This is a genomic window from Tessaracoccus sp. (genome assembly GCF_016714275.1).
Taxonomy (GTDB): Bacteria; Actinomycetota; Actinomycetes; order Propionibacteriales; family Propionibacteriaceae; genus Arachnia.
Genome location: NZ_JADJNP010000004.1, coordinates 300,538 through 325,271, shown reverse-complemented (window position 1 = coordinate 325,271; position 24,734 = coordinate 300,538). Strand labels below are relative to the sequence as shown.

Genomic DNA, 24,734 nt, shown 5'->3' with positions numbered 1-24,734 from the left:
CGTGGCGATTCTGATCGACGAGCCCCGCTGGCCCGCACACGGCACGGTCTTCGGGCACCTCGTCTCCGACTTCTCGCTCGACGAGCTGCACGACTTCGCGGCCCGCTCCGGGCTGCCCTCGCGCGCGTTCGATCACGACCACTACGACATCCCCATCTCCCGCTACGACGACCTCGTCGCCGCGGGCGCCCTCGCCGTCGGCGAGCGAGAACTGGTCCGGCGGCTCGCGGCGTCGGGCCTGCGGGTGCGGCGCCGGGACAAGTCGCCGACCCGCGCCGAGGCGCGCCCCGCGGCGCTCGCGGATTGGGACAGATACGGCCTCCCCGCCGAGATCCGGGACGACCTGCTCGCACGCTGGGCCGAGCCGCACCGGGTCTATCACGACGTCCGCCACCTCGTCGCGTGCCTCTCGGCGCTCGACGCCCTTGGCGCGAACGGCGCGTCCGTGCGTCTCGCGGCGTGGTTCCACGACGCGGTCTACGACGGCGTCCCCGGGCAGGACGAAGAGGCGTCGGCGCAGCTGGCGGAGGACACGCTGTACGGGGTGCTCCCGGGCCGGGATGTCAGAGAGGTTGCACGGTTGGTCCGCATGACCGCCGAGCACCGCCCCGCCGACGACACTGCCGCGCTCCTCTCCGACGCCGACCTCTCCGTGCTCGGCCAGATCCCCGGCCGCTACCACGTCTACGCCCGCGACGTCCGCCTCGACTACGCGCACCTCGACGACGACACCTGGCGGCGGGGCCGCCTCGCCGTCGTCGAGTCGCTGCTGTCGACAGACCCGCTCTTCCACACCGCAGCCGGGCGACGACTGTGGGGTGCGAACGCCCGCGCCAACCTCACCGCGGAGAAAGATCGCCTCTCCGGCATTTGATGAGTGAGTGTTCACTCACTAGACTCCTCGGAGTGACACGAGCAGCACCCATGGCCCGCGAGGATCGCCGGGCCGCGATCATCGAGGCGACGCTTCCCCTCATCCATGAGGTGGGAACCGGCGTCACCACACGGCAGGTCGCCGAGGCCGCCGGCGTCGCCGAGGGCACCATCTTCCGCGTCTTCGACAGCCTTCAAGAGCTGATCGACGCCACGATCATGGAGGCGTTCTCCGAGCGGCGACTGCGCGACACCCTCGACCACACCAACCTCGGCGACACCGTCGCCTCCAAGACCGCCGCGGCGATCGACCTGATCGTCCACCGCATCACGACGACCCGCTCGCTGCTCATGGCGGCGCACGGCGCGCCCCCGGGGCCGCACAAGCCCAGCTCTTGCCTGCGTGACGAGTTGCAGGCCCGGCGCCAGGAGATGGACGCCTGGGTCGCCGAGATCCTCGCCCCCCACGCCGACGACCTGGCCATCCCCGTCGCCGACTTCGTCACCTACATCGGCATCCTCGCCACCGGCAACGCGCTCCGCTTCGGCGGGCCGCGGGCCGACGCCTCCGACCTCGCCTCCTTCGCCCTCAGCGGGGTGCTCCGAAAGGAACTTCCTTGATATCTCGACTAGGGCGGCTCATCAACCGCTATGTCCGCCCCTACTGGGGGCTGCTCGCCATCGTCGTGGTGCTCCAGACGGTCGCGACCATCATGTCGCTCTACCTGCCGACGCTGAACGCCCGCATCATCGACGAGGGCGTCGTCACCGGCGACGTCGACTTCATCTGGGGCACCGGCGGCGTCATGCTGCTGCTGTCGCTCGTCCAGGGCGCCGCGCAGATCGGCGCGGTCTGGGCAGGCGCCAACCTCGCCATGCAGTTCGGCCGCGACGTCCGCGGCGCGATCTTCGAGCGCACGCTCGCCTTCTCCGCCCGCGAGATGAACCACTTCGGCGCCCCCAGCCTCATCACCCGCTCCACGAACGACGTGCAGCAGGTCCAGATGCTCGTGCTGATGACCTGCGTGATGCTGGTCGGCGCGCCCATCACGATGATCGGCGGCGTCGTCATGGCGCTGCGCGAGGATGCGGGGTTGTCCTGGATCATCCTCGCGGCCGTCGTTCTGCTGGGCGCGGGCATCGTCGTCCTGATCACGAAGATGGGGCCTCTGTTCGAGGTCATGCAGAAGCGAATCGATACCCTGAACCGGGTGCTGCGCGAGCAGATCACCGGCATCCGCGTCGTCCGCGCGTTCGTCCGCGAGCCGCACGAGGCCGCGCGCTTCGAGCGCGCCAACTCCGAACTCGTCGACACCACGACGACGGTGGGTCGCCTGATGGCGTTCCTGTTCCCGTTCGTCGGATTCGTGATGAACATCTCGACGGTGGGCGTCATGTGGTTCGGCGCGCAGCGGATCGAGTCCGGCGACATCCAGATCGGCCAGCTGACCGCGTTCATCTCCTACCTCATGCAGATCCTCATCTCCGTGATGATGACGACGATGCTGCTGGTGATGGCGCCGCGCGCGGCCGTCTGCGCCGACCGCATCATGGAGGTCCTCGACACCGACTCCACCGTCGCTCCCCCCGTCTCCCCGACACCGGCCCCGGCCGCCGCGGGGGACGTCTCGTTCGACCACGTGACCTTCGAGTATCCCGGCGCCGAGTCGCCGGTCCTGAAGGACGTCACGTTCGAGCTGCGGCCCGGCACGACGACGGCGATCATCGGCTCGACCGGCTCCGGCAAGTCGACCCTGATCAACCTCATCCCGCGCCTGTTCGACGCCACGGGCGGCGCCGTGCGCGTCGACGGCGTTGACGTGCGCGAGATGGACCCCGACGCGTTGTGGGCGCGGATCGGCCTCGTGCCGCAGAAGCCCTACCTGTTCACGGGCACCGTCGCGTCGAACCTGCGCTACGGCAAGCCCGACGCCACCGACGACGAGCTCTGGCATGCGCTTGAGGTAGCGCAGGCCGCCGACTTCGTGCGCGAGCTCGACGACCAGCTCGAGGCGCACATCGCCCAGGGCGGCACCAACGTGTCCGGCGGCCAGCGGCAGCGTCTCGCCATCGCGCGGGCGCTGGTGAAGCGGCCGAGCGTCTACGTGTTCGACGACTCGTTCTCGGCCCTCGACGTCACGACCGACGCGCGGCTGCGCGCCGCGCTCGCCCCCGAGACGGTACAGGCGGCGGTGCTGGTCGTCGCCCAGCGCGTCTCCACCATCACAGGAGCCGACGAGATCCTCGTCCTCGAGGACGGCCAGATCGTCGACCGCGGCACGCACGACGAGCTGCTGGCGTCCAGCGAGACGTACCAGGAGATCGTCGAGTCCCAGCTGAGCGTCGAGGAGGCGGCAGCATGAGCGAGAACACACAGACAGAGAAGAAGGCCAACGAGCGGCCGAAGTTCGGGCCTGGGTCGCGCCGCGGCCCGGGTGGCGGCGGCCCGGGAGGCCCTGGCGGGCACATGGGAACCGGAGAGAAGGCGGTGAACTTCCTGCCGTCGGTCAAGCGGTTGATGGGCAACCTGCGCCCGGTGCGCGCGCTGGTGATCATCGCCGTCGTCGTCGGCACGCTGTCGGTGGCGCTGGCCGTCGTCGGCCCGAAGGTGCTGGGCCGCGCGACCGACCTGATGCTGAGCGGCATCATCGGCAAGATGCTGCCTTCGGGCATCACCAAGGAACAGGCCATCGATCAGGCCATCGCCGCCGGGCACACCGACATGGCCGACATGCTCCGCAACCTCGACTTCATCCCCGGCCAGGGAATCGACTTCGGCGGGATCGGCACGGTGCTGCTGATCGTGCTGGGGCTGTACGTGGTGAGCTTCGTGTTCTCCTACGCGCAGGGCTGGATCCTCAACGACGCCGTGCAGCGCACGATCTTCACGATGCGCCAGGAGGTGTCGACGAAGCTCGACCGGCTGCCTTTGTCGTACTTCGACAAGCAGGCGCGCGGCGAGGTGTTGAGCCGCGTCACCAACGACATCGACAACGTGTCGCAGACGCTGCAGCAGACCCTCTCGCAGCTGCTGAACTCCCTGCTGATGGTGATCGGCGTGCTGGTCATGATGTTCTACATCTCGCCGACGTTGGCACTCGTCGCGTTGCTTTCGGTGCCCGTGGCGGGCGTCGTGACCACCGTCATCGGCAAGCGCTCGCAGAAGCTGTTCGCGCAGAACTGGAAGTCGACGGGCGAGCTGAACGCGCACATCGAGGAGGCCTTCACGGGTCACTCGCTTGTGAAGGTCTTCGGCCGTCAGCGCGAGGTCGAGGCGGTGTTCCGCGACCGGAACCAGGAGCTGTACAAGGCCGGCTTCGGCGCGCAGTTCATCTCCGGCATCATCATGCCGGTCATGTTCCTGGTCGGAAACCTGAACTATGTCGTCATCGCCGTGATCGGCGGCCTGCGTGTGGCGTCGGGCACCATGAACATCGGCGACGTGCAGGCGTTCATCCAGTACTCGCGCCAGTTCACGCAGCCGCTGACGCAGGTGGCGTCGATGGCGAACCTGCTGCAGTCGGGCGTCGCTTCGGCTGAGCGCGTGTTCGAGCTGCTGGACGCCGACGAGATGACGCCCGAGCCGTCGGGCCACCTCGCCGCGGAGCTGGCGGGGAAGGTCGAGTTCCGCGATGTCGAGTTCTCCTACTCCCCCGACAAGCCGCTGATCGGCGACCTGAGCCTTGTCGCCGAGCCGGGCCAGACCGTCGCGATCGTCGGCCCGACGGGTGCGGGAAAGACGACGCTGGTGAACCTGATCATGCGGTTCTACGACCTGAACGGCGGCAAGATCACGATCGACGGCGTGGACATCGCCTCCGTGCCGCGCGACAAGGTGCGCTCGGAGATCGGCATGGTGCTGCAGGACACGTGGCTGTTCGGCGGCACGATCCGCGACAACATCGCGTACGGCCGCCCCGGTGCCTCCGAGGCGGACATCCTCGAGGCCGCGCGCGCGACCTTCGTCGACCGCTTCGTGCACTCGCTGCCGGACGGCTACGACACGGTGATCGACGAGGAGGGCTCGAACGTCTCGGCGGGCGAGAAGCAGCTGATCACGATCGCGCGCGCCTTCCTCGCCGATCCGAGCCTGCTGATCCTCGACGAGGCCACCAGCTCCGTCGACACGCGCACGGAGCTTCTGGTGCAGCACGCGATGTCGGCGCTGCGCAGCGGCAGGACGTCGTTCGTGATCGCCCACCGGTTGTCGACGATCCGCGACGCGGACCTGATCCTCGTGATGGAGCACGGCGACATCGTCGAACAGGGCACGCACGCGGAACTCCTGGAGGCCAAGGGCGCGTACTACCGGCTGTATCAGTCGCAGTTCGCCGCGGCGATCGAGGACTGATGCGTCCGGGTTGAGCCACCGCCTGGTGGTGGCTCAACCCGCGGTAGTCCTGTACTTCGTCAGCAGGTCGGCGGGGATGTGGCAGTAGTCGTCCGGGCAGCGGTCCAGCCGGTCCTGGTGTTCGTCGGCACTCTTCAGGTAGCTCACAAGGGGGAGCACCTCGACGACGACGCGGTCCGCGTCCGCCCGCGCGGCGATGAACGCCCGTGCCTGTTCCAGGTGGGCCGGGTCCTCCGAGTACACGCCGGTGCGGTACTTCTCGCCGACGTCGTCGCGCTGCCGGTTCACGCTGTACGGGTCGATGATCTCGAACAGGTACGCCACCAGCTCGGGGACGGTCACGACGGCCGGGTCGAACCGGGTCCTCACGCACTCGGCGTACCCGTCGTACTCCCCGTTGAGGGAGCGACTCGCGCCATTGGCCCTTCCCGCCTCGGTGAACACCACCCCGGGCAGCGTCTTGATGAATGCCTGCACGCCCCACAGGCACCCGCCCGCGAGATAGAGCTCTTCGTCACCGTTCCTTGAGCCGGGCGCGTCGACGGAGTCGACCGCGACCGTGGCCCGGCTCAAGGAGCGGTAGTCAGACGAAGACATCGGGGAACAGCGCGTCGTCAGGGGTGCCGGGGACGGCGGCGTAGCGGGACAGGTCGGTGATGCCGGCGTCGGCCAGGACGTCCTCGACCAGCAGCGAACGGCCCGTCAGCTCCCTCGCCGGCGTAGTCAGCACCAGGTAGGCGGCGTCGGCGTAGATCTCCGGAGTGCGGCTGGCGGCCATCAGGCGGTCGCCGCCGAGCAGGTTCTGCACCGCGGCGGTGGCGATCGTCGTGCGAGGCCACAGCGTGTTCGCGGCGATGCCGTCGGCGCGGAACTCCTCGGCGAAACCCAGCGTGGCAAGGGTCATCGCGTACTTAGAGAGCATGTAGCCGACGTGCGCGCCCAACCAGCGCGGCTCGAGGTTCAGCGGCGGCGACAGCGTCAGCACGTGCGGGTTCGGGCTCTTCAGCAGGGGCGGCAGGGCGGCGCGCGTCAGCATGAACGTGCCGCGGGCATTGACGTCGGCCATGAGGTCGTAGCGCTTGGGCGCGAGGTCGAGTGTGCGCGACAGGTCGATCGCGCTGGCGTTGTTGACCACGACGTCGATGCCGCCGAAGGCGTCGACGGCGGCCGACACCGCGCGCTGGATATCGGCGTCGTCCCGCACGTCCCCGACGACGGCGACGGCCTGGCCTCCCGCCGCGCGGATCTCATCGGCGGCGGTATGGACGGTACCCGGAAGCCTCGCATGTGGCTGGTCGGTCTTGGCGAGCAGGACGACGTTGGCCCCGTCGGCCGCGGCGCGTAGTGCAATCGCCAACCCGATCCCCCTGCTGCCCCCCGAGATGAGAAGGGTCGCACCGTTCAGCGGTCCGCTCATCTCGCGCCTCCGGAGGAGCGCGCGGCGAACGCCTGGATGCGGGCGCGGGCGTCGGGGGTGTCGACGGCGGCGCCGATCGTGCGCGCCTCCTCGTCGAGCTGCTGCGCGATGGTGCGCGCGGGACGGGATCTGACAAGGCGTTTCGCCTCGCCGAACGCGTGGCTGGCACCGTCGGCCCACCCTCTCGCCACCTCCTCCGCCCGGCGGACGACGCCCTCCCGGCCACCCTCGACGACCTCGGCGACGAGGCCCCACTCAAGGGCCTGGCGCGCGGCGAGCATGGTGTCGGTGAGCAGCAGCTGCAGGGCGCGGCGCTCCCCCACGGCGCGGGGCAGCAGCGCGGTGACGGCAAGGTCGGGCGTCAGGCCGACGTTGGCATAGCGGCTCCCCAGCCGCGAGTCCGAACCGACGACGGCGTAGTCCGCGGCCAGCAACAAGCCGAGACCTCCGCCTGCCGTGGTGCCGTGCGCGGCGGCGACCACCGGGATGCTCGACTCCAGCAGCGCAAGCAGGCCGCGGTTGATGGTGCGCGCGAGCCGCTCGACCTCCGACCCGGACCGCACCGAGGTCGCCATCGCGACGACGTCCCCGCCCGCGCAGAAGGCCGCGCCCGCGCCGTCGATCAGAATGGCCTTGACTCCCGCGCGCCCGGTCGCGCTGCGTGCGGCGTCGGCGAACGCGTCGGCCATCCCGGCATCGAACGCGTTCAACCTCTGCGGTCGGTTCAGCGTGAGGCGTGCAAGGCCGTCGTCGAAGGAGATCAGGATGGGCTCGGTCACGGCGCCTCCTTGCTCGTCGTTCGCTCCACCCTATTCGCTCTCGCACTACACTTCCGGCAACCCGACGAGAGGACCGACGATGGCCAAGCTGTGGGAAACCGATCCGCGTGACGTCCTGCGCGTCACCCCAGACTTCGACCTCGCCGCCTTCGACCGGGCAGGCGCGCCCGGGTTCGACGGCGACAAGATAGCGGCCGACAAGCTGATGGCCGCGCGAGGCGACCTCCTCGCCGAACTCCAGGAACGGCTGTACGCCAACGGGCGCTCCGGCGGAACCGAGCGCGTGCTCGTCGTCGTCCAGGGCCTCGACACCGCTGGCAAGGGCGGGATCGCACGGCACGTGATGGGCATGGTCGACCCGCAGGGCGTGGCGCTGCGCAGCTTCGGCGTCCCCACCGAGGAGGAGCGCGCGCACCACTACCTGTGGCGCATCGAGCGCGCACTGCCTGCCCCAGGCAAGATCGGGCTGTTCGATCGTTCGCACTACGAGGACGTGCTCGTGGTGCGCGTCGACAACCTGGTCGAGCCCGATGTGTGGGGGGCCCGCTACGAGGAGATCAACGCGTGGGAGAAGGCGCTCGTAGACGACGGCGTGCGCATCCTGAAGTTCGCGATGATGGTCTCACACGAAGAGCAGGGGATGCGCCTGATGGAGCGCCTCGACCGCCCGGACAAACGGTGGAAGTACTCGCCCGGAGATCTGAAGACACGCGCGAAGTGGGACGCCTACCAGGAGGCCTACGCCGACGTCTTCCGCCTCACCTCAACGGAGCACGCGCCCTGGTACGTGCTGCCCGCAGACCGCAAGTGGTACCCGCGCCTGGCCGTGACCGAGATCCTGACCCGGACGCTCGTCGACATGGACCTCCGCTGGCCGCTGCCGGACTTCGACCCCGCGGAGCAGCGCGCGGCGTTGGCCTCGACGATGTCGCGCGAGGCGCTGGAGCGGTCACTCGCGGAGACCAAGAGCACCGTCGCCGAGGCGCTCGCCGACAACGTCGAGGTGAAGGAGGAGGTCGCCGCGCTGCTGACCTCCCACGCGGACGCTGACGGCAAGTTGCGCGCGAAGGTGGAGGTGAAGCAGCGCAAGGCCGAGTGGGAGGCCGACCTCGCCGCCACGCTCGCGCAGAAACGGGAGCTACTGAACCCCGCTGGTTGAGACGGCGGCGCGCTCGTGCGGGGACAGCGTCGCCGCGAGGCGGGCCAGCGCGTCGAGGCGGACGCCGTCGGGAACGCGCGAGAGCAGGTCGACGACCTCCGCCGCCAGCACCTCTGCCTGGGTGTTGTGCGCGCGGTACTGCCAGGCGCGGTTGACCAGTTCGCGGTCGACCAAGCCCTTCTTCGCCAGCCGATCCAGCACCGTCATCACGGTGGTGTAGGCCAGTTCGCGCTCGGTAGAAAGGGCGGCGTGCACGTCGGCGACGCTGCGGGGCTCGTCAGAGACCCACAGCAGCTCCATGACGCGCTGCTCAAGCTCTCCCCGGGACGGCATGGCCCCAAGCATAGGGGGATTTCGGACCCGCTTTGCGACAGGTTGTCGTTTTACGACGCAGGGTAGTACGTTCAGGCCTATGGACCCTGTACTCCTGGCGCGGTGGCAGTTCGGGATCACCACCGTCTACCACTACCTTTTCGTCCCCATCACCATCGGCATGTCGATGCTGGTGGCGATCCTCCAGACCTTCTGGGTGCGGACCGGCAAAGAGGCCTACCTGCGCCTGACCAAGTTCTTCGGCAAGCTCTTCCTCATCAACTTCGCGCTGGGCGTCGTCACCGGCATCGTGCAGGAGTTCCAGTTCGGCATGAACTGGTCCGAATACTCCCGCTTCGTCGGCGACGTCTTCGGCGCCCCGCTCGCACTCGAGGCGCTGCTCGCGTTCTTCCTCGAGTCCACGTTCATCGGGCTCTGGATCTTCGGCTGGGACAAGCTGCCGAAGAAGCTCCACCTGATGACCATCTACCTGGCGGCGATCGGCACCATGCTGTCGGCGATCTTCATCCTCGCCGCGAACTCGTGGATGCAGAACCCGGTCGGCACCGTCGTCAACAACGGCCGCGCCGAACTCGACGGCGTCGGCGGCTTCCTCGAGGTGCTCACCAACCCGATCCTGCTCGTCACCTTCCCGCACGTGATCTCCGCGGCCTACATGGTCGCGGGCGGACTGGTCGCGGGTGTCGCGGGCTGGCACCTCGCGAAGCTCAACCGCGATGGTGAGACCAAGCCCGGCGACGCCGCCGCCTACCGTTTCGCCGCGCGCTTCGGCGCATGGGTCCTGCTGGGCGCTTCGCTCGTCGCCATCGTCAGCGGCGACCTGCAGGCAAAGGCCATGACGCAGGTGCAGCCCATGAAGATGGCCGCAGCGGAGGCTCTGTTCGACACGACGAAGAACGCCTCGTTCTCCGTCGTCACCATCGGAAACCTCGACGGCACGAAGGCCGTCTGGGAGATCCGCATCCCCGGCCTTTTGTCGTTCATGTCTGGCGAGGAGGAGGTGCAGGGCATCAACGACCTGCGCGGGCAGTTCCACGAGAGCGGCTTCCTGCAGAACGACGGCACACAGCACACGCTCCAGGAACAGCGTGCCGCGCACATCGCCGAGGCGTACCCGAACCTGGACCCCATGCCGAACATCCCGGTGTCCTACTGGTCGTTCCGCCTCATGATCGGGCTGGGCATGATCGGCACGGCTCTCGCTGTGCTCACGCTGTGGATGCTGCGCAAGGATCGGCTGCCGAGGGCCGGCTTCGTGTGGACGGCCATGATGTGGGCGATGCCGCTCGGTCCGCTGTTCGCAAACTCGTTCGGCTGGATCTTCACCGAGATGGGCCGCCAGCCCTGGCTGGTCGCCGGCGTGATGCCGACGGCGTCGGGCGTCTCGACGAGCGTGCCCGCGTCGTCGGTGCTGATCTCGATGATCACCTACACGCTGATCTACGGTGGTCTCGCGGTGATCGAGGTATGGCTGTTCCTCATGTACGCGAAGAAGGGCCTGCCCGACGTCGTGCCACCCGAGGTGCAGACCGATCCCGACGCCCCCATGACCTTCGCCTACTGAGGACCGGATCATGATTCATCTTCTTGAGACCACGGCGTCGGTCCCGACGCTGGCCACCGTCTGGTTCCTGCTCGCCACCGTGCTGTGGTTGGGCTACTTCTTCCTCGAAGGCTTCGACTACGGCGTCGCCATGCTCATCCCGGTCCTCGGCAAGAACGAGAAGAACAAGCGCGTCATCGTCAACACCATCGGCCCCGTCTGGGACGGCAACGAGGTGTGGCTGCTGACCGCGGGCGGCGCGATGTTCGCTGCGTTCCCTGGCTGGTACGCGTCGCTGTTCTCGGGCCTATACCTGCCCCTGCTGCTGGTGCTCGTCGGCCTGATCCTGCGCGGCGTCGCTTTCGAGTACCGCTCCAAGCACCCCGACACGCGCTACCGCAACATGCTCGACTGGTTCGCCACCGTCGGCTCGTTCATCCCCTCGCTGGTTTTCGGCGTCGGCTTCGCGAACTTCATCATCGGGCTTGCCAACGACGGGTTGCACTTCACCGGCTCGTTCTGGAGCCTCTTCGGCCCGTTCGCGCTGCTCGGCGGCGTGATGCTCGTCGTGCTGTTCCTGGTGCACGGGGCGGCGTTCATCGCGCTGAAGACGAAGGGCCACATCCACGACCGGGCGGAGGCGTTCGGCGCGAAGTTCGGCTGGGCGGCGACGGTCCTCGTCGCTCTGTTCGTGATCTGCCAGAACGTGTTCTGGCCTGCGAACTCGGAGTTCGGCGACTTCACCGTGTTCGCGTGGGCTGCGGGCATCGTCTCGATCCTGGCGATCGGGCTCGCCACTGTGATGATCGGCAAGGGCCGCGACGGCTGGGGCTTCGTCCTCACGGGCCTCTCGGTCGTGACGCTGTTCGTCGGTGTCTTCTTGCGGATGTACGGCAACCTCGGCTTCGCGCAGGACACCTCGGTGCCTGTGACCGAACGCCTGAACATCATCACCGCAGCGTCGTCCGAGACGACGCTGACGATCATGACGATCGCCGCCGTGATCTTCGTTCCGATCGTCCTCGCCTACCAGGCCTGGTCCTACTGGGTGTTCCACAAGCGCATCTCGACGAAGAACATCCCCGACGACGTCGAGCCCGCCGCCTGAGCGCCGCCCTCACACACAAGTCTCGCTCTACGGGGAGCCCGCCCCTATATGGGCTTGGCTCCCCGTAGAGCGAGATTTGTGTACGGGAAGTAGTGGAAGACTGAGGCGATGGCCGGACCGATTCACCCGCGACTGCTGCGGCGGGCGCGCGCGACGCGTGTGTTCCTCGCCGCCAGTGTGGCCGTCGGTTTGGGGACCGCCGGGCTGCTGATCGCGCAGGCGCGGCTGCTGGCCGACTGGATCACACAAGCGTTCGCCGAGCGCGCGCTCCCCGCGGGGTGGCCGACGGCGTTGGCGCTGATCCTCGCGGTCTTCGCGGGGCGCGGGATCCTCTCGTGGGCGAGTTCGGTGCTCGCGCACCGCAGCGCGGCGGAGGTGAAGTCGGAGCTGCGCCGCGACGTCCTCCGCTCCCGGCTCGCCACGCCTGTCGGGGGCGCGTCGTCGGCGACGCTGGTCCGCGTCGTCACCACCGGCCTCGACGCGCTCGACGGCTACTTCTCGAAGTACCTGCCGCAGCTCGGGCTAGCGATGACCGTTCCGTTCCTCGCCGGGGGCGCGATCCTGCTCGCCGACTGGCAGTCGGCCCTGATCATCGCGTTCACCCTGCCGCTGATCCCCGTGTTCATGGCGCTGATCGGATGGACGACCCAGAAGGCGACGGCGCACAGCTTCGCCGTCGCGGACCGGCTGGCGAACCACTTCGCGGACCTCATCGCCGGCCTGCCCACCTTGCAGGCGTTCGCGCGGGCGCGGGCGCAACGCAAGGGCGTCGAAGTCGGCGAAGAGCAACACCGCGAGGCGACGATGCGCACGCTCTGGGTGAGCTTCCTCTCGTCGTTCGCGCTGGAACTCCTCGCGACGCTGTCCGTCGCGGTGGTCGCCGTCACCGTCGGCTTCCGCCTGGTCTATGGCCACGTCGACTTCCCCACGGCACTTCTCGTGCTGATCCTCGCCCCGGAGGCGTTCCTGCCCGTCCGCCAGGTCGGCGTGCATTTCCACGACTCGGCCGACGGCGTCGCCGCCGCCGACGCCGCCTTCGAGATCATCGACGCCGCGGACGACCGCTGGCTGAGCCGACGCGTGAGCGCGAGCGAACCGTCGTGTCGAAACCAATGGGCTGGCACCCGAGTCACGGACTCACACCCAGAGGACGGGCACCCTCTGCTAACACTCGATGACGTGTCCTTCACCTATCCCGGCGCGGACACCCCCGCCGTCGAGGGGTTCAGCCTCGCCGTCGCCCCCGGCGAGGTGGTCGCGTTGAGCGGCACATCCGGCGGTGGGAAGTCGACGACGCTCGCCCTCGCAATGGGGCTCCTTCGCCCCGGCGACGGTCGGGTGGTCGTCGACGGTGTGGACCTCGCCGAACTGGACCCGGCCGCATGGAGGGCTCGCGTCGCGTGGGTCGCGCAGGAGCCAGGCCTGGTCAACGGCACGGTCGGCGACAACGTCGCGCTGGGAGGGATGAGCGGGGTCGCGGAAGCGCTGCTCGACGCGGGGGCGGATTTCGGGGCCGACAAGCCTGTCGGCGACGACGGCGAGGGGCTGTCCGCGGGCGAGCGGCGACGCGTCGCCCTGGCACGGGCGCTGGTGCGGATCCGGGCCGGCGGCGCGCGGCTGCTTGTCCTCGACGAGCCGACGGCGGGGCTCGACGCCGCGACGGAGGCCCGCGTCATCGACGCCGTGCGCGCCACCGGTGCGGGCGCGCTGATCGTCTCCCACCGCCCCGCGGTCCTCGCCGCCGCGGACCGCGTCGTCACCCTGACCCCGGCGGGGGTCCGCGCATGAGGCGACTGCTGACGGATCTGCTCCGCGAGGTACCGAAGGGGCGGAAGCTGCTCGTCATGGGCGTGCTGCTGGCAGCGCTCGCTTCGGCGTCGTCGGTGGCGCTGATGGGCGTCTCCGCGTGGCTGATCTCGTTCGCGGCGCTCGCTCCTCCGGTGCTGTTCCTGCAACCCGCGGCTGTCGGGGTGCGCGCGTTCGGCATCTCCCGCGGCGTGTTCCGGTATCTGGAACGCATCGTCGGTCACGACCTCGCGTTGCGCATGCAGGCCGCGCTCCGCGTCCGCGTCTACGACAAGCTCGCCGCGACCACGCTCATCGGCCGACGCCGCGGCGACCTCCTGACGCGCGTCGTCGCCGACGTCACCGCCATCCAGGACCTCGTCGTGCGCGTCGTCGTCCCGCTCGCGTCCGCCGCGGTCGTGGTCACCGCGACGACGATCGCGCTGGCCGTCCTCGACGTCCCGAGCGCGCTCGTGCTCCTCGGCACCGCGCTGCTGGCCGGCGTCGCGCTGCCGTGGTGGACGCAGCGCCTCAGTCTCACCGCAGACAAGGCCTCCGTGCCGACGCGCGGCCGCCTCGCCGACGGCGTGCGTGAGCTCGCGCGCACCGGCACCGACCTCGTCGCATATGGCGCAGAGGACGCCGCGCTCGCCCGCCTCCTCGCCATCGACGAGGAGCTCCGGGCGCAGGAATCCCGCGCCGCGTGGCTGCGCGGCATGGCGACCGCCGGCCAGGTTGCCGCCGCGGGCATCGCGGTGGCCGCTGCGCTGTTGTTCGGCACAACGGCCGTCGCCGCGGGCACGCTCGACCCGCGCTTCCTCGCGGTCCTCGCCCTCACTCCCCTCGCGATGCACGAGGTCCTCGCCACGTTCGCCCAGGCCGCCCAGACGCTCACCCGCGCCCGGACAGCGCTCGGCAGGATCACGGAGATCCTCGACGCAGCGCCCGTAGGCACCGGCGACGTGACCGTCGGCGACGGCGCGCCCGGGCTGAGCCTCGACGACGTGAGCGTCGGCTGGCCCGACGGGCCGATCGTCCAGGCCGGGGTTGAGCTGTCGGTCGCGCCGGGCGAGCGCGTGGCGCTCATCGGGCCTTCGGGAGTCGGGAAGACGACGATCGCCGCGACGGCGATGGGGCTCATCCCGCCGCTCGCCGGGACCGTGCGACGGGGCGGGCGCGTCGGGTACCTCGCCCAGGACGCGCACATCTTCGCGACGACGGTGGCGGAGAACGTGCGCATCGGCAACCGCGACGCCACGGCCGCGGACATCGAGGACGCGCTCGCCCGGGCGGGGCTGCCGATCGATCCGGAGCGCCGCATCGGCGAGGCGGGTTCGACGCTGTCCGGCGGCGAGCGCCGTCGACTCGCCCTCGCGCGACTCCTCGTCGGCGAGCGCGACCTGATCATCCTCGACGAGCCCACCGAGCATCTCGACCGCGAAACCGCCGACGCCCTCATGGCCGACGTCTGGCGCGCTTTCGCCGACGCCCCCGTGCTCGTGATCACGCACGACGCCGACGTCATCGCCGACTGCAACCGCGTCCACGAGCTGACCGCCGCCGATTGACCGTCGCGTAAAGCGCCCCATCGACGGAGTCTGCACAGGAGTCGCCAGCAACTCGGCCCAACTGGCATGAAGCTGCCAGTTGGGCCGAGTTGTTGGTGACTCCTTGCGGTCAGGTCCAGATGCGGTCGAAGACCTCGGTGACCAGCTCATCGAAGATGCCGAGCTCCCACGCGACGTCGAGCGCCGTGTACCGCGCGCGGTAGTACATCGCTCGAGGGAAGGTGGCGCGGACATCGTCGAAGGTGAGGCTGATGTCCTCCGGGCGCGAAGGCGCGCCGGCGCGGCGGAGCATGTCCGTCAGCTCTGCGGTGGTCGTGAGCTGGGTGCGCAAGCGGACGGTGACGTCGGCCCAGTCGTCGATCAGCGGCCTCAGGCGCTGCACCAGCTCGTCCCCCGCGAGGTACTTCGACCGGGTCTCACGCACCGCGTGGTCCGAGAGGGCGCCGTCGAAGCGGGTTCGGATGTCGGCCTCGATCTCGCCCCACGGCTGCCTGGCCGCCGCGACGGCATCCAGGTCGATCGCGGTCAGGTCGCGCTCCAGCAGCGCCTCGTAGAACGCGCACATCGCGAGCGAACCCATAGCCACCTTGAAGCCGTGGCTGAGCGGCGGGTCCCAGTCGGCGCCGAGGTGCGCCAGCTCCCAAAGGTGGCTGAAGTAGTGCTCGGCGCCCGACGCGGGGCGCGTCCCGCCGAAGGCCTGCATCGCGAGGCCCGAGAGGCACAAGCCTTCGACCAGGCCGTCGAACGCGTCGGGGTTGCCGGCGGCAAGCTCGTCCGGGCGCGACAGCGCCGCGCCGACGCCTGACTGCACCATGTCCCACACCGCGGGATCGATGGGCTCGACCCCGGTGACGTCGGCGAGGATCCAGTCGGCGCCGCCGGGGATCTTGGCCGCAAGGTCGCCGTAACCGGACGCGGTCATCCAGGACGGCGCAGCCGCCACGATGTCCAGGTCCATGATGACGACGGCGGGCGCCTTGCAGTTCTTCGTGACCTTGACGCCGTCGGCGCTCATCGGGGCGCCAGCGCCGGTGTAGCCGTCCATCGACGCGGCGGTGCCGACGGCGACGTAGTCACGGCCGCTCTCGAACGCCGCCAGCTTCACCAGGTCATTGATGGTGCCGGATCCGAGCGCGATCGGCAGGGCATCGCCCAACGCCTCCTTGATGGTGACGCAGTTGTCGTAGGAGGCGTAGAGGACGGGGCGGCCAGGGAAGATCAACGGGTCGACGACGGCAGCGCCGGCCTCGACCAGCACCTCCGTCAGCCGTTCCCCGGCCAGTGCCCAGGTGTTCTCGTCGGCGACAACGAGGTACGGCCCCGTGCCGAGGTTGGCGACGATGCGCCGCCCGGCTTCGGCGAGGGCCCCGCGCGCCACGGCCGCGTCGACCGTGTCCGTGGCGCGCGACAGTGCCTCGCGGAGGATGGCACTAGTCACCGAACACCACCGCCGCACCAGCAGCAAGCGCCGGCACCTCGTCGACTCCTCCGACGTGGACGGCGCCGGGCATCCGGGGTTCGGAGGCGCCGTCGAAGACGAGCGTCACGTGGCCGAGGTTGACGAGGTTGGTCTGCGCGACGGCGCCGAGGGCGGTGATGGTCCACCGCTGGTCTCCGATGCGGAGGCCCTGGCCGACGGCGAGGTCGCCGTCGAGCTCAGCCTTCTCGATGATGAAGCAGAACGGCCGCAGCGCCTCCGGCGCGTCGCCGGCGAACGTGATCGCGGTCTGCTCGGCGAGGAAAGCCTCGGCGTCCGAGCCGACCTCAACGACCTTGGTGGTGTAACCCATGTGCGTGCTCCTTAAGTGTTTCTGTTGAGGCTACTTCGTGGAGCACTATCCCGGAGTCACGACGGCCGACGTTGGCAAAGGCCCCGTAGGCCCGATCGCAGCCGATATGTCCGGGATAGTGCTCGCTTTCCGGGCGACTCAGGGAAGCCCTGATCAATGCTTCCTCCGCGAGGACGTGCTGGGCGGGATGCCCCGCAGCTCGCAGGAATGATTGATCAGTGGTTCCTTAGGCGCCCGAGTACAGGCCGATGCTCGCGAGCCAGGCGATGGCCACGCGGGGCACACCGTTCAGGAAGCGCGAGTAGAGGACGGCGGGGACGCCGACCTCGACGGTCTCCGGCAGCGCCTCGCCGAGGCCCATGCCGACGGGGATGAAGTCACACGCGTTCTGCGTGTTGATGGCGAACAGCGCCGGCAGCGATAGCTGCGGCGGGATGTTGCCCTTTCCGATCTCCACACCGATCAGGGTGCCGATGATCTGCCCGATGACGGCCCCTGGGCCGAGCAGCGGGGAGAGGAACGGCAGCGAGCAGATGAAGCCGAGCAGCATCAGGCCCCACCCGTTGCCGGCCAGCGGCACCAGCGTGTTGGCGATGAGCTTGCCCAGGCCCGACGCCTGGATGACGCCGATCAGCATGGACACGAAGGCCATGAAGGGGATGATCGTGGTGATCATCATCTGCACGCCGTTGCGGCCCGCCTGGAAGAAGGTCGAGACGACCTTGCCCGCGCCGAGGCCGATCTTCTCGAGAAGGCTCTTGTCCTTCTTCTGCGCCATCTGCTCGGTGAGCTTCATCGGGCGCCCGTCCTCGCGCCGCGGGACGTCCTTCACGGGAGCGGCCCCAGCGCCGGCAGCGGCGGCCGCGGCGGGAGCAGCGGCACCGACGAGTTCGGCGTCGGCAGGCTTGACCTGGTCGACACCGACGGCGGACACGTAGATGCCCTCGTGGATGTACTGCGCCAGCGGGCCGGTCTTGCCGGTGGAGATGACGTTGATCGTCGGGATGTTCTTCTTCGGGTACAGGCCGCAGCGGAGCGACCCGCCGCAGTCGATGACCACGCAGAAGTGCTCCTCGTCGGGCACGGAGGTGTTGAACCCGTTGACGGGGATGGCCCCGGTGAGCTCCGCGATCTTGTCGACGACGTCGGGCTTCTGCCCGCCGCCGACGATGTAGACGATCTTGTTGCGGGTGTCGTCGGGTGTGATGGTCAGCGGGCCGCCGTAGCCGCCCGGGCCCTTCGAGACCGTGATGGAACCGTACTCAGACATTGGCGTGAACCTCCCTCTTCAGCGTGATGCCCTGCTGCTTCTCGACGAACGCGGTCGTGAAGTCGGTCACCCAGCCGCCGAGGAAGTTCAGGACGGCGCCCACGAGCAGATACCGGATCGCCAGCTCCGCCTGGTTGAGGCCGAGCGCCATGATGCCCGACGCGATGCCCATCCAGGTGAACAGCTCTCCCGGGTTGATGTGCGGGAAGATGCCGAGGCTGGTGTGGCAGAACTGCGCGGTGCTCGCGTAGTAGCCCGGCTTGTAGCGCTCGGGCAGGAAGCGGCCCATGGTGAACGCCATCGGGTTGCAGAGCAGGAACGACGCGACAAACGGCAGGACCAGGTATCGGCTGACCACGTTCTTGCCCGCGCCCTGCGCCAGCTTGTTGATCTTGTCCTCACCGACAAGCGCGATCACCGAGTTCATCGCTACGAGCAGCACGAGCACGACAGGAACGATGCCCGTCATCATGCTGATGAAGACTTCACCGCCCGCTTGGAACAGCCCTACGAACCATTCAGCGGCTGCGACTAACCATTGCATTTCTCACTCCTTTCAGGAATGCAGGAGCCGGCGCTATGCCGACCCTTCCGTCCGCAGGCCCTCCTTCGGGCCGCGGTCATCCGCGGACCGCGTGGTCCGGGAAACCTTGATGCGCGCCTTCTCCGGCGCCTTCGGAATCAGGGCGCCGGCCGGTGCCGGCTTCGCCTTCTTCCTCTCCTTCACGAACTTGGGCGTCGGCAGCCTCCGCAGCACGCGGGTGAGGGCCGACGGCGGCTCGGGCGGCTGACCGCCCGCGGTGACGATGCGGAGGTTCTCCCGCGCGTTCTCCACCGCCCGCAGCGCAGGCCCGCCGTAGCGCTTGGCGAGCTGGGGGTCGATCTCGTGGAGGTCCTGGCCGTCGTACAGGTCGAAGCGCGCGAACCGGGCGGCGACCGTGACGCCCTGGAGCTTGTGCCCCTCGAGGATCACGCCGTCGTCGTCGATCGCGAAAAGCACGATCGCGCCCTGCACGAGTCCGCCTTTGAACCGGCCCATGGCGACGCGCCCCTTGCGGCGCAACTCGACGAACAGCTTCCCGAAAGCCTGTGACTGTTTGAAGGAGAAGAAGGACTGGAGTACCCAGGCCACTCCCAGCGACACGATCACGATCCAGAACATCAGCGTTCCCTCTCCGTCAGGGGGTTTCGTTCGAGGAAGTAGTAGAACTGCTCGTAGCTGGTGAGCTGCGAGATGGGGTCGAGGAGGTCGCGGCGCGATCCCAGGCGCAGGACCTCGTCGTAGACCTGGACGAGGATCTCCTCGCTGCGGTCCGCGTCCGACGGCACGCCGAGCAGCACGATCAGCCGCACGCCGTCGTCGGTGGCCTCTCGCGGGACGACGCCGATGGCGAGCATCACGGAGGTCTGGGTGCGCAGCGACGCGTGCGGGAAAGCGACCCACGGGTCGAGACGCATCTCCGCGGTGGCCTCGCGCTCGCGGATGCGCGCACCGAAGCCGGCCTCGACGTGCCCGCGGGCCTAGAGGTGGCCGGTCATGAAGTCAAGGGCCTCGTGATAGTCCGTGTCTGCCGGGAGGGCGAAGAAATGCGCCTCGTCGAGCGCGCCGGCCAGTACCGAGGCGCCGCGGCCGGGCGCGCCGCGGAGCGGGATCTGCAGCTGCATCCGCTCCAGCTGGCGCTCCATGGCCCGGCGGTCGAGGACGCGGGTCACGCGCAGGACAGGCACGTTCGACTCGACATGGTCGTCGCCGGTCACGACGACGAGGTCGGTCTCGGCGAGTCCCTCCCGCGTCGCCTCGGCGGGCGAGATCATCCGGAACTCGGTCGACGACGGCAGCAGCTTCGCGAGCTGTAGCCGCACCAGTTCCGCGCGCACCGCGCCAGCACCCGCGACGACGGCGACGCGCGGCGGCCGCACCCCGCGACGCTCCCCCGCCTCGAGGAAGACCTGGAAGTAGGCGGCGAGGAACCCGAGTTCTGCCTCGTCGACGGGCAGCCCGATCCGCTCCTCGAGGACGACCTTCGCCACCGTCGCCATCTGATACGCGACCGGATACTCGTCGCGGATGTCGGCGACGCCCGAGTCATCGACCCAGATCCGGTAGCGCATGCGGTTGATCAGGTAGGCGAGGTGACGGGCGAACTCGCTCTGGAGGTCGCTGCCGCCCAGGTCGATGGCCATCTCGGTACGGACCGCCGACAGCATGCCCTCGACGAGCTCCTCGACGTCGTCGGCCTCGGCGAGCCCGCCCTGGTCGCCACTGGCGCGCGTCCCGAGCCCCGCAACCGGCAGGGTCAGGAAGATCCGCTCGTCCTCCCGCAGCTCGACGCCGAACTCGTCGGTGAGCCGGTCGGCGAGGCGCGATGCCCGCGCGTACGCCGGCGTCGCGGCGAGGCCGCGATACTTCTCCGGCAGGAACTTCGCGGGATACCCTGCGCCGGCACGGTCGACGGCGACGGTCGCCCACCGCGCCCACTCCCGCACCCGGTCGCGGACGAGCCCCTCGTCGAACTCGCTGGCCAGCGCCGTCACCCTTGCCAGCCGCTCGTCCTGCGGGTAGGCGGCGGCGAAGTGGCGACGCAGCACGTGCAGGCGCTGCTGGAGTTCGGGGCCGCGCAGCACGAGTCCGACGTTCGGCCGCCCCTCGATGGCAAGCTCGGCCTCTGCGACCAGCGCCCGCGCGCGCTCGAGATCGGCGACGACGGTGGTACGGCTGACCGACATGGCCGCGCCCAACTCTTCGATCCGCACCGGGGCCAGCGCCCGGAACAGCCGGGCGACGATGTAGGAGGCACGGGTGGCTGGGTCGTTGAAGCTGGCGCTCTCCACGGCGGCGCGGGCCTCGCGGTAGCGGGCGGGGTCGGCGATCAGCAGGCGGTACCTGCCGTCGTCGAGCCCGATGGACGCGGACGCGCCCACCAGCTCCTGCAGGGTATTGATCTCGGCCGCCACGGTTCGGCGCGTCACCCCGAGTGCCTCGGCCAGCTCGTCGACAGGGACGTAGCGGGCGTCCTCCAACATGGCGAGGATGCGAGCGGCTCTGCTCACGGGGATGTCACCTCCTCAGGTGTCTCGCGGGTGTGGTTACCGGCCGGAGCCGTTGGCTCCGAAGAACGACGTCCACGGGACATTGACGGGTCGGTCGAGGCCGACGACCTCGTACAGGTGGCGCAGCAGCGGGAACGTGTCGGCTGCCACGAGGCCGCGCTCGGTGAGCCGAGCGATCGCCGCGCCGATCACACCGATGGCGGCGGCTCCCTCGAGCGTCACTCCGGGCATCTGTGCCCGGGCCTCGCTGAAGGTCAGGCCGGCACCGACGAGGCGCCCGCACTTCACATTCCTGCCGCCCATCGATGTGACGAAGCAGTCGCCGATGCCGGGGAGGCCGAGCGGCGTCGTCGGATCTCCACCGAGGAGGCCCATGAACTCGACCATCTCGATCGACGCCTGCCCGAAGATGGCGGCGCCGTAGTTGAAGTTCACGTAGCGGTCGCCCGCGGCCTCGCCCATGGCATCGAGCACACCGGACATGAAGCCTGCACCGAACGCGTAGCAGTTCTTGGTGGCTGCGCACACCTCGACTCCGACGAGGTCGGTGTTGGTCCACACGTGGTAGAAGTCGGTGGCGAAGAGGTCCCGCCACATCGACAGCGTCTCGGGATCCTCCCCCGTGAAGACGACGGAGGTGTGGCGGCGCACAGCCACCTCGCCCGCGATGGATGGGCCTGCGATGGCGGAGAAGGTCAGCTGGTCGCGCAGTGCCTCTGGGATCTCGCTGGCCAGCACCCTCGGCAGGATGGTGAGGGTGCCGTCGTCGTCGGCCTCCATTCCCTTGGCGAGCGCGATGACGTGCATGCCGGGCCGCAGCAGCTCGGCGAGCCGGGCGCCGGCCCAGCGGACACCGAACGAGTTCACGCCGCTCATCACGAGATCGACGCCGTCGAAAGCCTCAGCCGCTTCCTCCAGCTGGTAAGCGGTGGTGCCCTCCGGCAGCGCCAACCCGAGGTTCGGGTGTATGCCGGTGGCCTGGATCGAGGCGATGATGTCGCGATCCAGATGGGTGCCGACCAGCCGCATCTGGTGACCGTTGTCGGCCAGTGGGGTGGCGAGTGAGCTGGCCATGATGCCCGCTCCGAGAACTGCGATGACTGCCACGTGCCTGCCTTCCATGATGCGCGCCGGGATGGGGGGACCGGCACCGCCTGCTGTGCGCGAGTCGCGTAGCCCTGACGTTATCTGTTCGAGACCGGACGCACGGGACAAATTGAGCCGGGGTTCTGCACGCGCCTGGATCTCATCTGACCTAATCAGGTCGCGAGCGCCGAGCCGGGATGGAAGGGTAGGACCATGCGAAAAGCCCCAACCGACTGGTACGACGCGTACATCTTCGATCTCGACGGCACCATCTATCTGGGTGAGGAACTGCTCCCCGGCGCGAAGCGGCTGATCGAGGGCCTCCGAGCCGCGGGCAAGGTGGTGAAGTTCCTCTCGAACAACCCCACGAAGGACCCCCACATGTACCAGGAGAAGCTGGAGCGTCTGGGGCTGCCGACGTCGCTCGACGACATCGCCAACACCGTCGTAACGACGACGCGCTGGCTGACCGACCACCATCCGGACGCACGGCTGTTCGTGATCGGCGAGGAGCCGCTGCAGCGCGCCCTCCTCGACGCGGGCTTCACCCTGACCGACGACCCGGAGCAGATCGACATCGTGATCTCCTCCTATGACCGCGGGTTCGACTACCGCAAGCTGCAGATCGCGTTCGACGCCATCTGGTTCCACAAGCGCGCGTTCCTGATCGAGACCAACCCGGACCGGTTCTGTCCCTTCCCGGGCGGCCGCGGCGAGCCCGACTGCGCGGCCGTCACCGCCGCCATCGAGGCATGCACGAACACGAAATGCCGAGTCAGCCTCGGCAAGCCGTCGCCGGTGATGGTTGAGGCCGCGCTGGGCGGCACCGGGATCGAGCTGTCGCGGTGCGTGATGGTCGGCGACCGTCTGATGACCGACATCAAGATGGCCGTCGACGCGGGGATGTCGTCCGCGCTGGTTCTGACCGGCGAGTCGACGGTGGACGACGTCCTGGCATTGCCGGAGTCAGAGCGCCCGACCTACATCATCGATCGCATCGACGAGCTCCTGCCCATCGTTCCTTGAGCCACGGCGGTGCGCGGTCGCCGCATCGTGCAACGGAAAACGCCACCGAGATGCTCCGCGGAGGCCCGAAATCCGCATAACCTCGATGTGACAGCACTTATCCGTCGGAGAGGCACGCGCATGAGCATCGACATCGAGGGCATCCTGGCCCGGGTCCCGAAGGGGCAGTTCATCGCGGGGCGGTTCGTCGACACCGGCGCGACGCTGCCTGTGCACGACCCGGCGACGGGCGAGGTGCTGACGGAGGTGTCCGACGGCTCCGAGGAGCACGCGCGGGCGGCGATGGACGCGGCGTGCGCCGCCGCGCCGTCGTGGGCCGCGACCGAACCACGGCAGCGGGCCGAGATCCTCCGCCGCGCGTTCGAGCTGATCATCGGTCGGAGGGACGACTTCGCGACGCTGATGACGCTCGAGATGGGCAAGCCGCTGGCCGAGGCCTACGGAGAGGTCGCCTATGGCGCGGAGTTCCTCCGCTGGTTCTCCGAGGAGGCGTGCCGGGTCGAGGGGCGCTGGTCGCTCGCACCAGCGGGCGGCAGCCGACTGCTGACGATGAAGCAGCCTGTGGGTCCCGTCTACGCGATCACACCCTGGAACTTCCCGCTGGCGATGGGCACGCGCAAGATCGGCCCAGCGCTGGCCGCCGGCTGCACCGTCATCATCAAGCCGGCGGCGCAGACCCCGCTGACGATGCTGTATCTGATGCAGGCGTTCGCCGAGGCGGGCGTTCCCGACGGGGTGGTCAACTGCATCGTCACCAGCCGTTCCGCCGCGGTGTCCGAGCCGATTCTCACCGACCCGCGGCTGCGGAAGCTCACCTTCACGGGATCGACCCGCGTCGGTCAGGCGCTGCTGGCCAAGGCCGCCGACCCGGTGTTGCGGACGTCGATGGAGTTGGGCGGCAACGCGCCGTTCTTGGTGCTCGCCGACGCCGATGCCGACGCCGCGGTGGCGGGCGCGATGCCGGCCAAGTTCCGCAACAACGGCGAGGCCTGCACCGCCGCCAACCGGATCTACGTGCACCGCGACGTCGTCGAGGAGTTCCGGACGAAACTCGTGGCCGCCGTCGAAGGCCTCGTCGTCGGGCCGGGCATCGAGGAGGGCACGACGCTCGGGCCGCTCGTCGACGAGCCGTCGCTGGCGAAGGTCGAGGAGCTGGTGGCTGACGCCGTCGCGAAGGGCGCGAGGGTGCTGACCGGCGGCACGCGGCTCGACCGGCCCGGCTACTTCTACGCGCCCACGGTCCTCACCGACGTCCCCCACGACGCCCGCCTGCTCCGCGAGGAGATCTTCGGCCCGGTTGCGCCGATCGTCGTCGTCGACTCCGACGACGACGCCATCGAACTGGCCAACGACACGGAGTTCGGCCTGATGGCCTACGTCTACTCGCGCGACGTCGGCCGCGCGCTGAAGGCCGTCGAGCGGCTCGAGAGCGGCATGGTGGGCCTGAACACCGGGATCGTGTCCAACCCCGCCGCGCCTTTTGGCGGCGTCAAGCAGTCGGGCCTCGGCCGCGAGGGCTCCCACGAGGGCCTCGACGAGTACCTGGAGATCAAGTACGTCGGCATGGCGCTGTAGCCGGACACAAGGAGGGCACC

The 24,734-nt window shown here is 69.2% G+C and carries 23 protein-coding genes; 11 read left to right on the top strand and 12 right to left on the bottom strand.

The window, feature by feature from the left end:
* The first annotated feature begins 1 nt into the window (after window position 1).
* The 4 genes from IPJ61_RS15665 to IPJ61_RS15650 are packed head-to-tail and all read left to right on the top strand — an operon-like array spanning window position 2 to window position 5,224.
* The gene (locus IPJ61_RS15665; protein WP_297109629.1) at window positions 2-874 is read left to right on the top strand and encodes a DUF4031 domain-containing protein; all 873 of its coding nucleotides are present in this window, start codon (window positions 2-4) and stop codon (window positions 872-874) included.
* A gap of 32 nt (window positions 875-906) precedes the next feature.
* Window positions 907-1,494, top strand: coding sequence for a TetR/AcrR family transcriptional regulator (locus tag IPJ61_RS15660; protein WP_297109626.1), 588 nt, complete (start codon window positions 907-909; stop codon window positions 1,492-1,494).
* Window positions 1,491-3,236, top strand: a complete 1,746-nt coding sequence (locus IPJ61_RS15655) for an ABC transporter ATP-binding protein (protein ID WP_297109623.1) — start codon at window positions 1,491-1,493, stop codon at window positions 3,234-3,236. The genes IPJ61_RS15660 and IPJ61_RS15655 overlap by 4 nt, the downstream gene beginning before the upstream one ends.
* Complete coding sequence (locus IPJ61_RS15650) at window positions 3,233-5,224, top strand: ABC transporter ATP-binding protein (RefSeq protein WP_297109619.1); 1,992 nt, start codon at window positions 3,233-3,235, stop codon at window positions 5,222-5,224. The genes IPJ61_RS15655 and IPJ61_RS15650 overlap by 4 nt, the downstream gene beginning before the upstream one ends.
* Window positions 5,225-5,257: 33 nt before the next feature.
* Here the strand turns inward: IPJ61_RS15650 and IPJ61_RS15645 are convergent, their stop codons facing one another.
* The 3 genes from IPJ61_RS15645 to IPJ61_RS15635 are packed head-to-tail and all read right to left on the bottom strand — an operon-like array spanning window position 5,258 to window position 7,420.
* Entirely contained in the window at window positions 5,258-5,821 is a 564-nt protein-coding gene (locus IPJ61_RS15645) for a peptide-methionine (S)-S-oxide reductase (RefSeq protein WP_297109617.1), read from the bottom strand.
* Window positions 5,808-6,641 (bottom strand): SDR family oxidoreductase, encoded by an 834-nt coding sequence (locus tag IPJ61_RS15640; protein WP_297109614.1) that lies wholly within the window; start codon window positions 6,639-6,641, stop codon window positions 5,808-5,810. Before IPJ61_RS15640 ends, IPJ61_RS15645 begins: the two co-directional genes overlap by 14 nt.
* Complete coding sequence (locus IPJ61_RS15635; protein ID WP_297109611.1) at window positions 6,638-7,420, bottom strand: enoyl-CoA hydratase/isomerase family protein; 783 nt, start codon at window positions 7,418-7,420, stop codon at window positions 6,638-6,640. Before IPJ61_RS15635 ends, IPJ61_RS15640 begins: the two co-directional genes overlap by 4 nt.
* A gap of 79 nt (window positions 7,421-7,499) precedes the next feature.
* On the opposite strand from IPJ61_RS15635, the gene IPJ61_RS15630 reads away from it, so the two are divergent.
* Entirely contained in the window at window positions 7,500-8,579 is a 1,080-nt protein-coding gene (locus IPJ61_RS15630; RefSeq protein WP_297109608.1) for a PPK2 family polyphosphate kinase, read from the top strand.
* Here IPJ61_RS15630 and IPJ61_RS15625 read toward each other — a convergent pair.
* Window positions 8,559-8,912 carry a BlaI/MecI/CopY family transcriptional regulator gene (locus IPJ61_RS15625; protein WP_297109606.1) on the bottom strand — a complete coding sequence of 118 codons (354 nt, stop codon included), beginning with the start codon at window positions 8,910-8,912 and terminating at the stop codon, window positions 8,559-8,561. The genes IPJ61_RS15630 and IPJ61_RS15625 overlap by 21 nt on opposite strands.
* A 79-nt stretch (window positions 8,913-8,991) precedes the next feature.
* On the opposite strand from IPJ61_RS15625, the gene IPJ61_RS15620 reads away from it, so the two are divergent.
* The 4 genes from IPJ61_RS15620 to cydC all read left to right on the top strand — a co-directional run bounded on the left by IPJ61_RS15620 (window position 8,992) and on the right by cydC (window position 14,916).
* A complete protein-coding gene (locus IPJ61_RS15620) occupies window positions 8,992-10,476 on the top strand; it encodes a cytochrome ubiquinol oxidase subunit I (protein ID WP_297109603.1) in 1,485 nt (494 codons plus the stop codon).
* A 10-nt stretch (window positions 10,477-10,486) separates the two neighbouring features.
* Window positions 10,487-11,563: a cytochrome d ubiquinol oxidase subunit II gene (cydB, locus tag IPJ61_RS15615; RefSeq protein WP_297109599.1), complete on the top strand. Its 1,077-nt coding sequence runs from the start codon at window positions 10,487-10,489 to the stop codon at window positions 11,561-11,563.
* Window positions 11,564-11,671: 108 nt separating this feature from the next.
* Window positions 11,672-13,351 carry a thiol reductant ABC exporter subunit CydD gene (gene cydD / locus IPJ61_RS15610; protein WP_297109596.1) on the top strand — a complete coding sequence of 560 codons (1,680 nt, stop codon included), beginning with the start codon at window positions 11,672-11,674 and terminating at the stop codon, window positions 13,349-13,351.
* Window positions 13,348-14,916, top strand: coding sequence for a thiol reductant ABC exporter subunit CydC (cydC, locus tag IPJ61_RS15605; RefSeq protein WP_297109593.1), 1,569 nt, complete (start codon window positions 13,348-13,350; stop codon window positions 14,914-14,916). The genes cydD and cydC overlap by 4 nt, the downstream gene beginning before the upstream one ends.
* 109 nt (window positions 14,917-15,025) lie before the next feature.
* Here the strand turns inward: cydC and IPJ61_RS15600 are convergent, their stop codons facing one another.
* From IPJ61_RS15600 to IPJ61_RS15565, 8 genes are all read right to left on the bottom strand, one after another.
* Complete coding sequence (locus IPJ61_RS15600; RefSeq protein WP_297109590.1) at window positions 15,026-16,354, bottom strand: sn-glycerol-1-phosphate dehydrogenase; 1,329 nt, start codon at window positions 16,352-16,354, stop codon at window positions 15,026-15,028.
* The gene (locus IPJ61_RS15595; RefSeq protein WP_297109587.1) at window positions 16,347-16,706 is read right to left on the bottom strand and encodes a PTS glucitol/sorbitol transporter subunit IIA; all 360 of its coding nucleotides are present in this window, start codon (window positions 16,704-16,706) and stop codon (window positions 16,347-16,349) included. Before IPJ61_RS15595 ends, IPJ61_RS15600 begins: the two co-directional genes overlap by 8 nt.
* Before the next feature lie 226 nt (window positions 16,707-16,932).
* On the bottom strand, window positions 16,933-17,976 hold the full coding sequence (gene srlE / locus IPJ61_RS15590; protein ID WP_297109584.1) for a PTS glucitol/sorbitol transporter subunit IIB: 1,044 nt from the start codon (window positions 17,974-17,976) through the stop codon (window positions 16,933-16,935).
* Window positions 17,969-18,520, bottom strand: a complete 552-nt coding sequence (srlA, locus tag IPJ61_RS15585; protein ID WP_297109581.1) for a PTS glucitol/sorbitol transporter subunit IIC — start codon at window positions 18,518-18,520, stop codon at window positions 17,969-17,971. The genes srlE and srlA overlap by 8 nt, the downstream gene beginning before the upstream one ends.
* Before the next feature lie 33 nt (window positions 18,521-18,553).
* Window positions 18,554-19,138, bottom strand: coding sequence for a transcriptional regulator GutM (locus IPJ61_RS15580; protein ID WP_297109578.1), 585 nt, complete (start codon window positions 19,136-19,138; stop codon window positions 18,554-18,556).
* Window positions 19,138-19,434 (bottom strand): hypothetical protein, encoded by a 297-nt coding sequence (locus tag IPJ61_RS15575; protein ID WP_366505763.1) that lies wholly within the window; start codon window positions 19,432-19,434, stop codon window positions 19,138-19,140. Before IPJ61_RS15575 ends, IPJ61_RS15580 begins: the two co-directional genes overlap by 1 nt.
* A 63-nt stretch (window positions 19,435-19,497) precedes the next feature.
* The gene (locus IPJ61_RS15570; RefSeq protein ID WP_297109575.1) at window positions 19,498-21,027 is read right to left on the bottom strand and encodes a BglG family transcription antiterminator; all 1,530 of its coding nucleotides are present in this window, start codon (window positions 21,025-21,027) and stop codon (window positions 19,498-19,500) included.
* A 36-nt stretch (window positions 21,028-21,063) separates the two neighbouring features.
* Window positions 21,064-22,134, bottom strand: a complete 1,071-nt coding sequence (locus IPJ61_RS15565; RefSeq protein WP_297109571.1) for an NAD(P)H-dependent glycerol-3-phosphate dehydrogenase — start codon at window positions 22,132-22,134, stop codon at window positions 21,064-21,066.
* Window positions 22,135-22,326: 192 nt separating this feature from the next.
* Here IPJ61_RS15565 and IPJ61_RS15560 point away from each other — a divergent pair, with 192 nt between their 5' ends.
* Window positions 22,327-23,139: an HAD-IIA family hydrolase gene (locus tag IPJ61_RS15560; RefSeq protein ID WP_297109568.1), complete on the top strand. Its 813-nt coding sequence runs from the start codon at window positions 22,327-22,329 to the stop codon at window positions 23,137-23,139.
* Between the two features lie 120 nt (window positions 23,140-23,259).
* Entirely contained in the window at window positions 23,260-24,714 is a 1,455-nt protein-coding gene (locus tag IPJ61_RS15555; RefSeq protein ID WP_297109564.1) for an NAD-dependent succinate-semialdehyde dehydrogenase, read from the top strand.
* Window positions 24,715-24,734 lie beyond the last annotated feature (20 nt).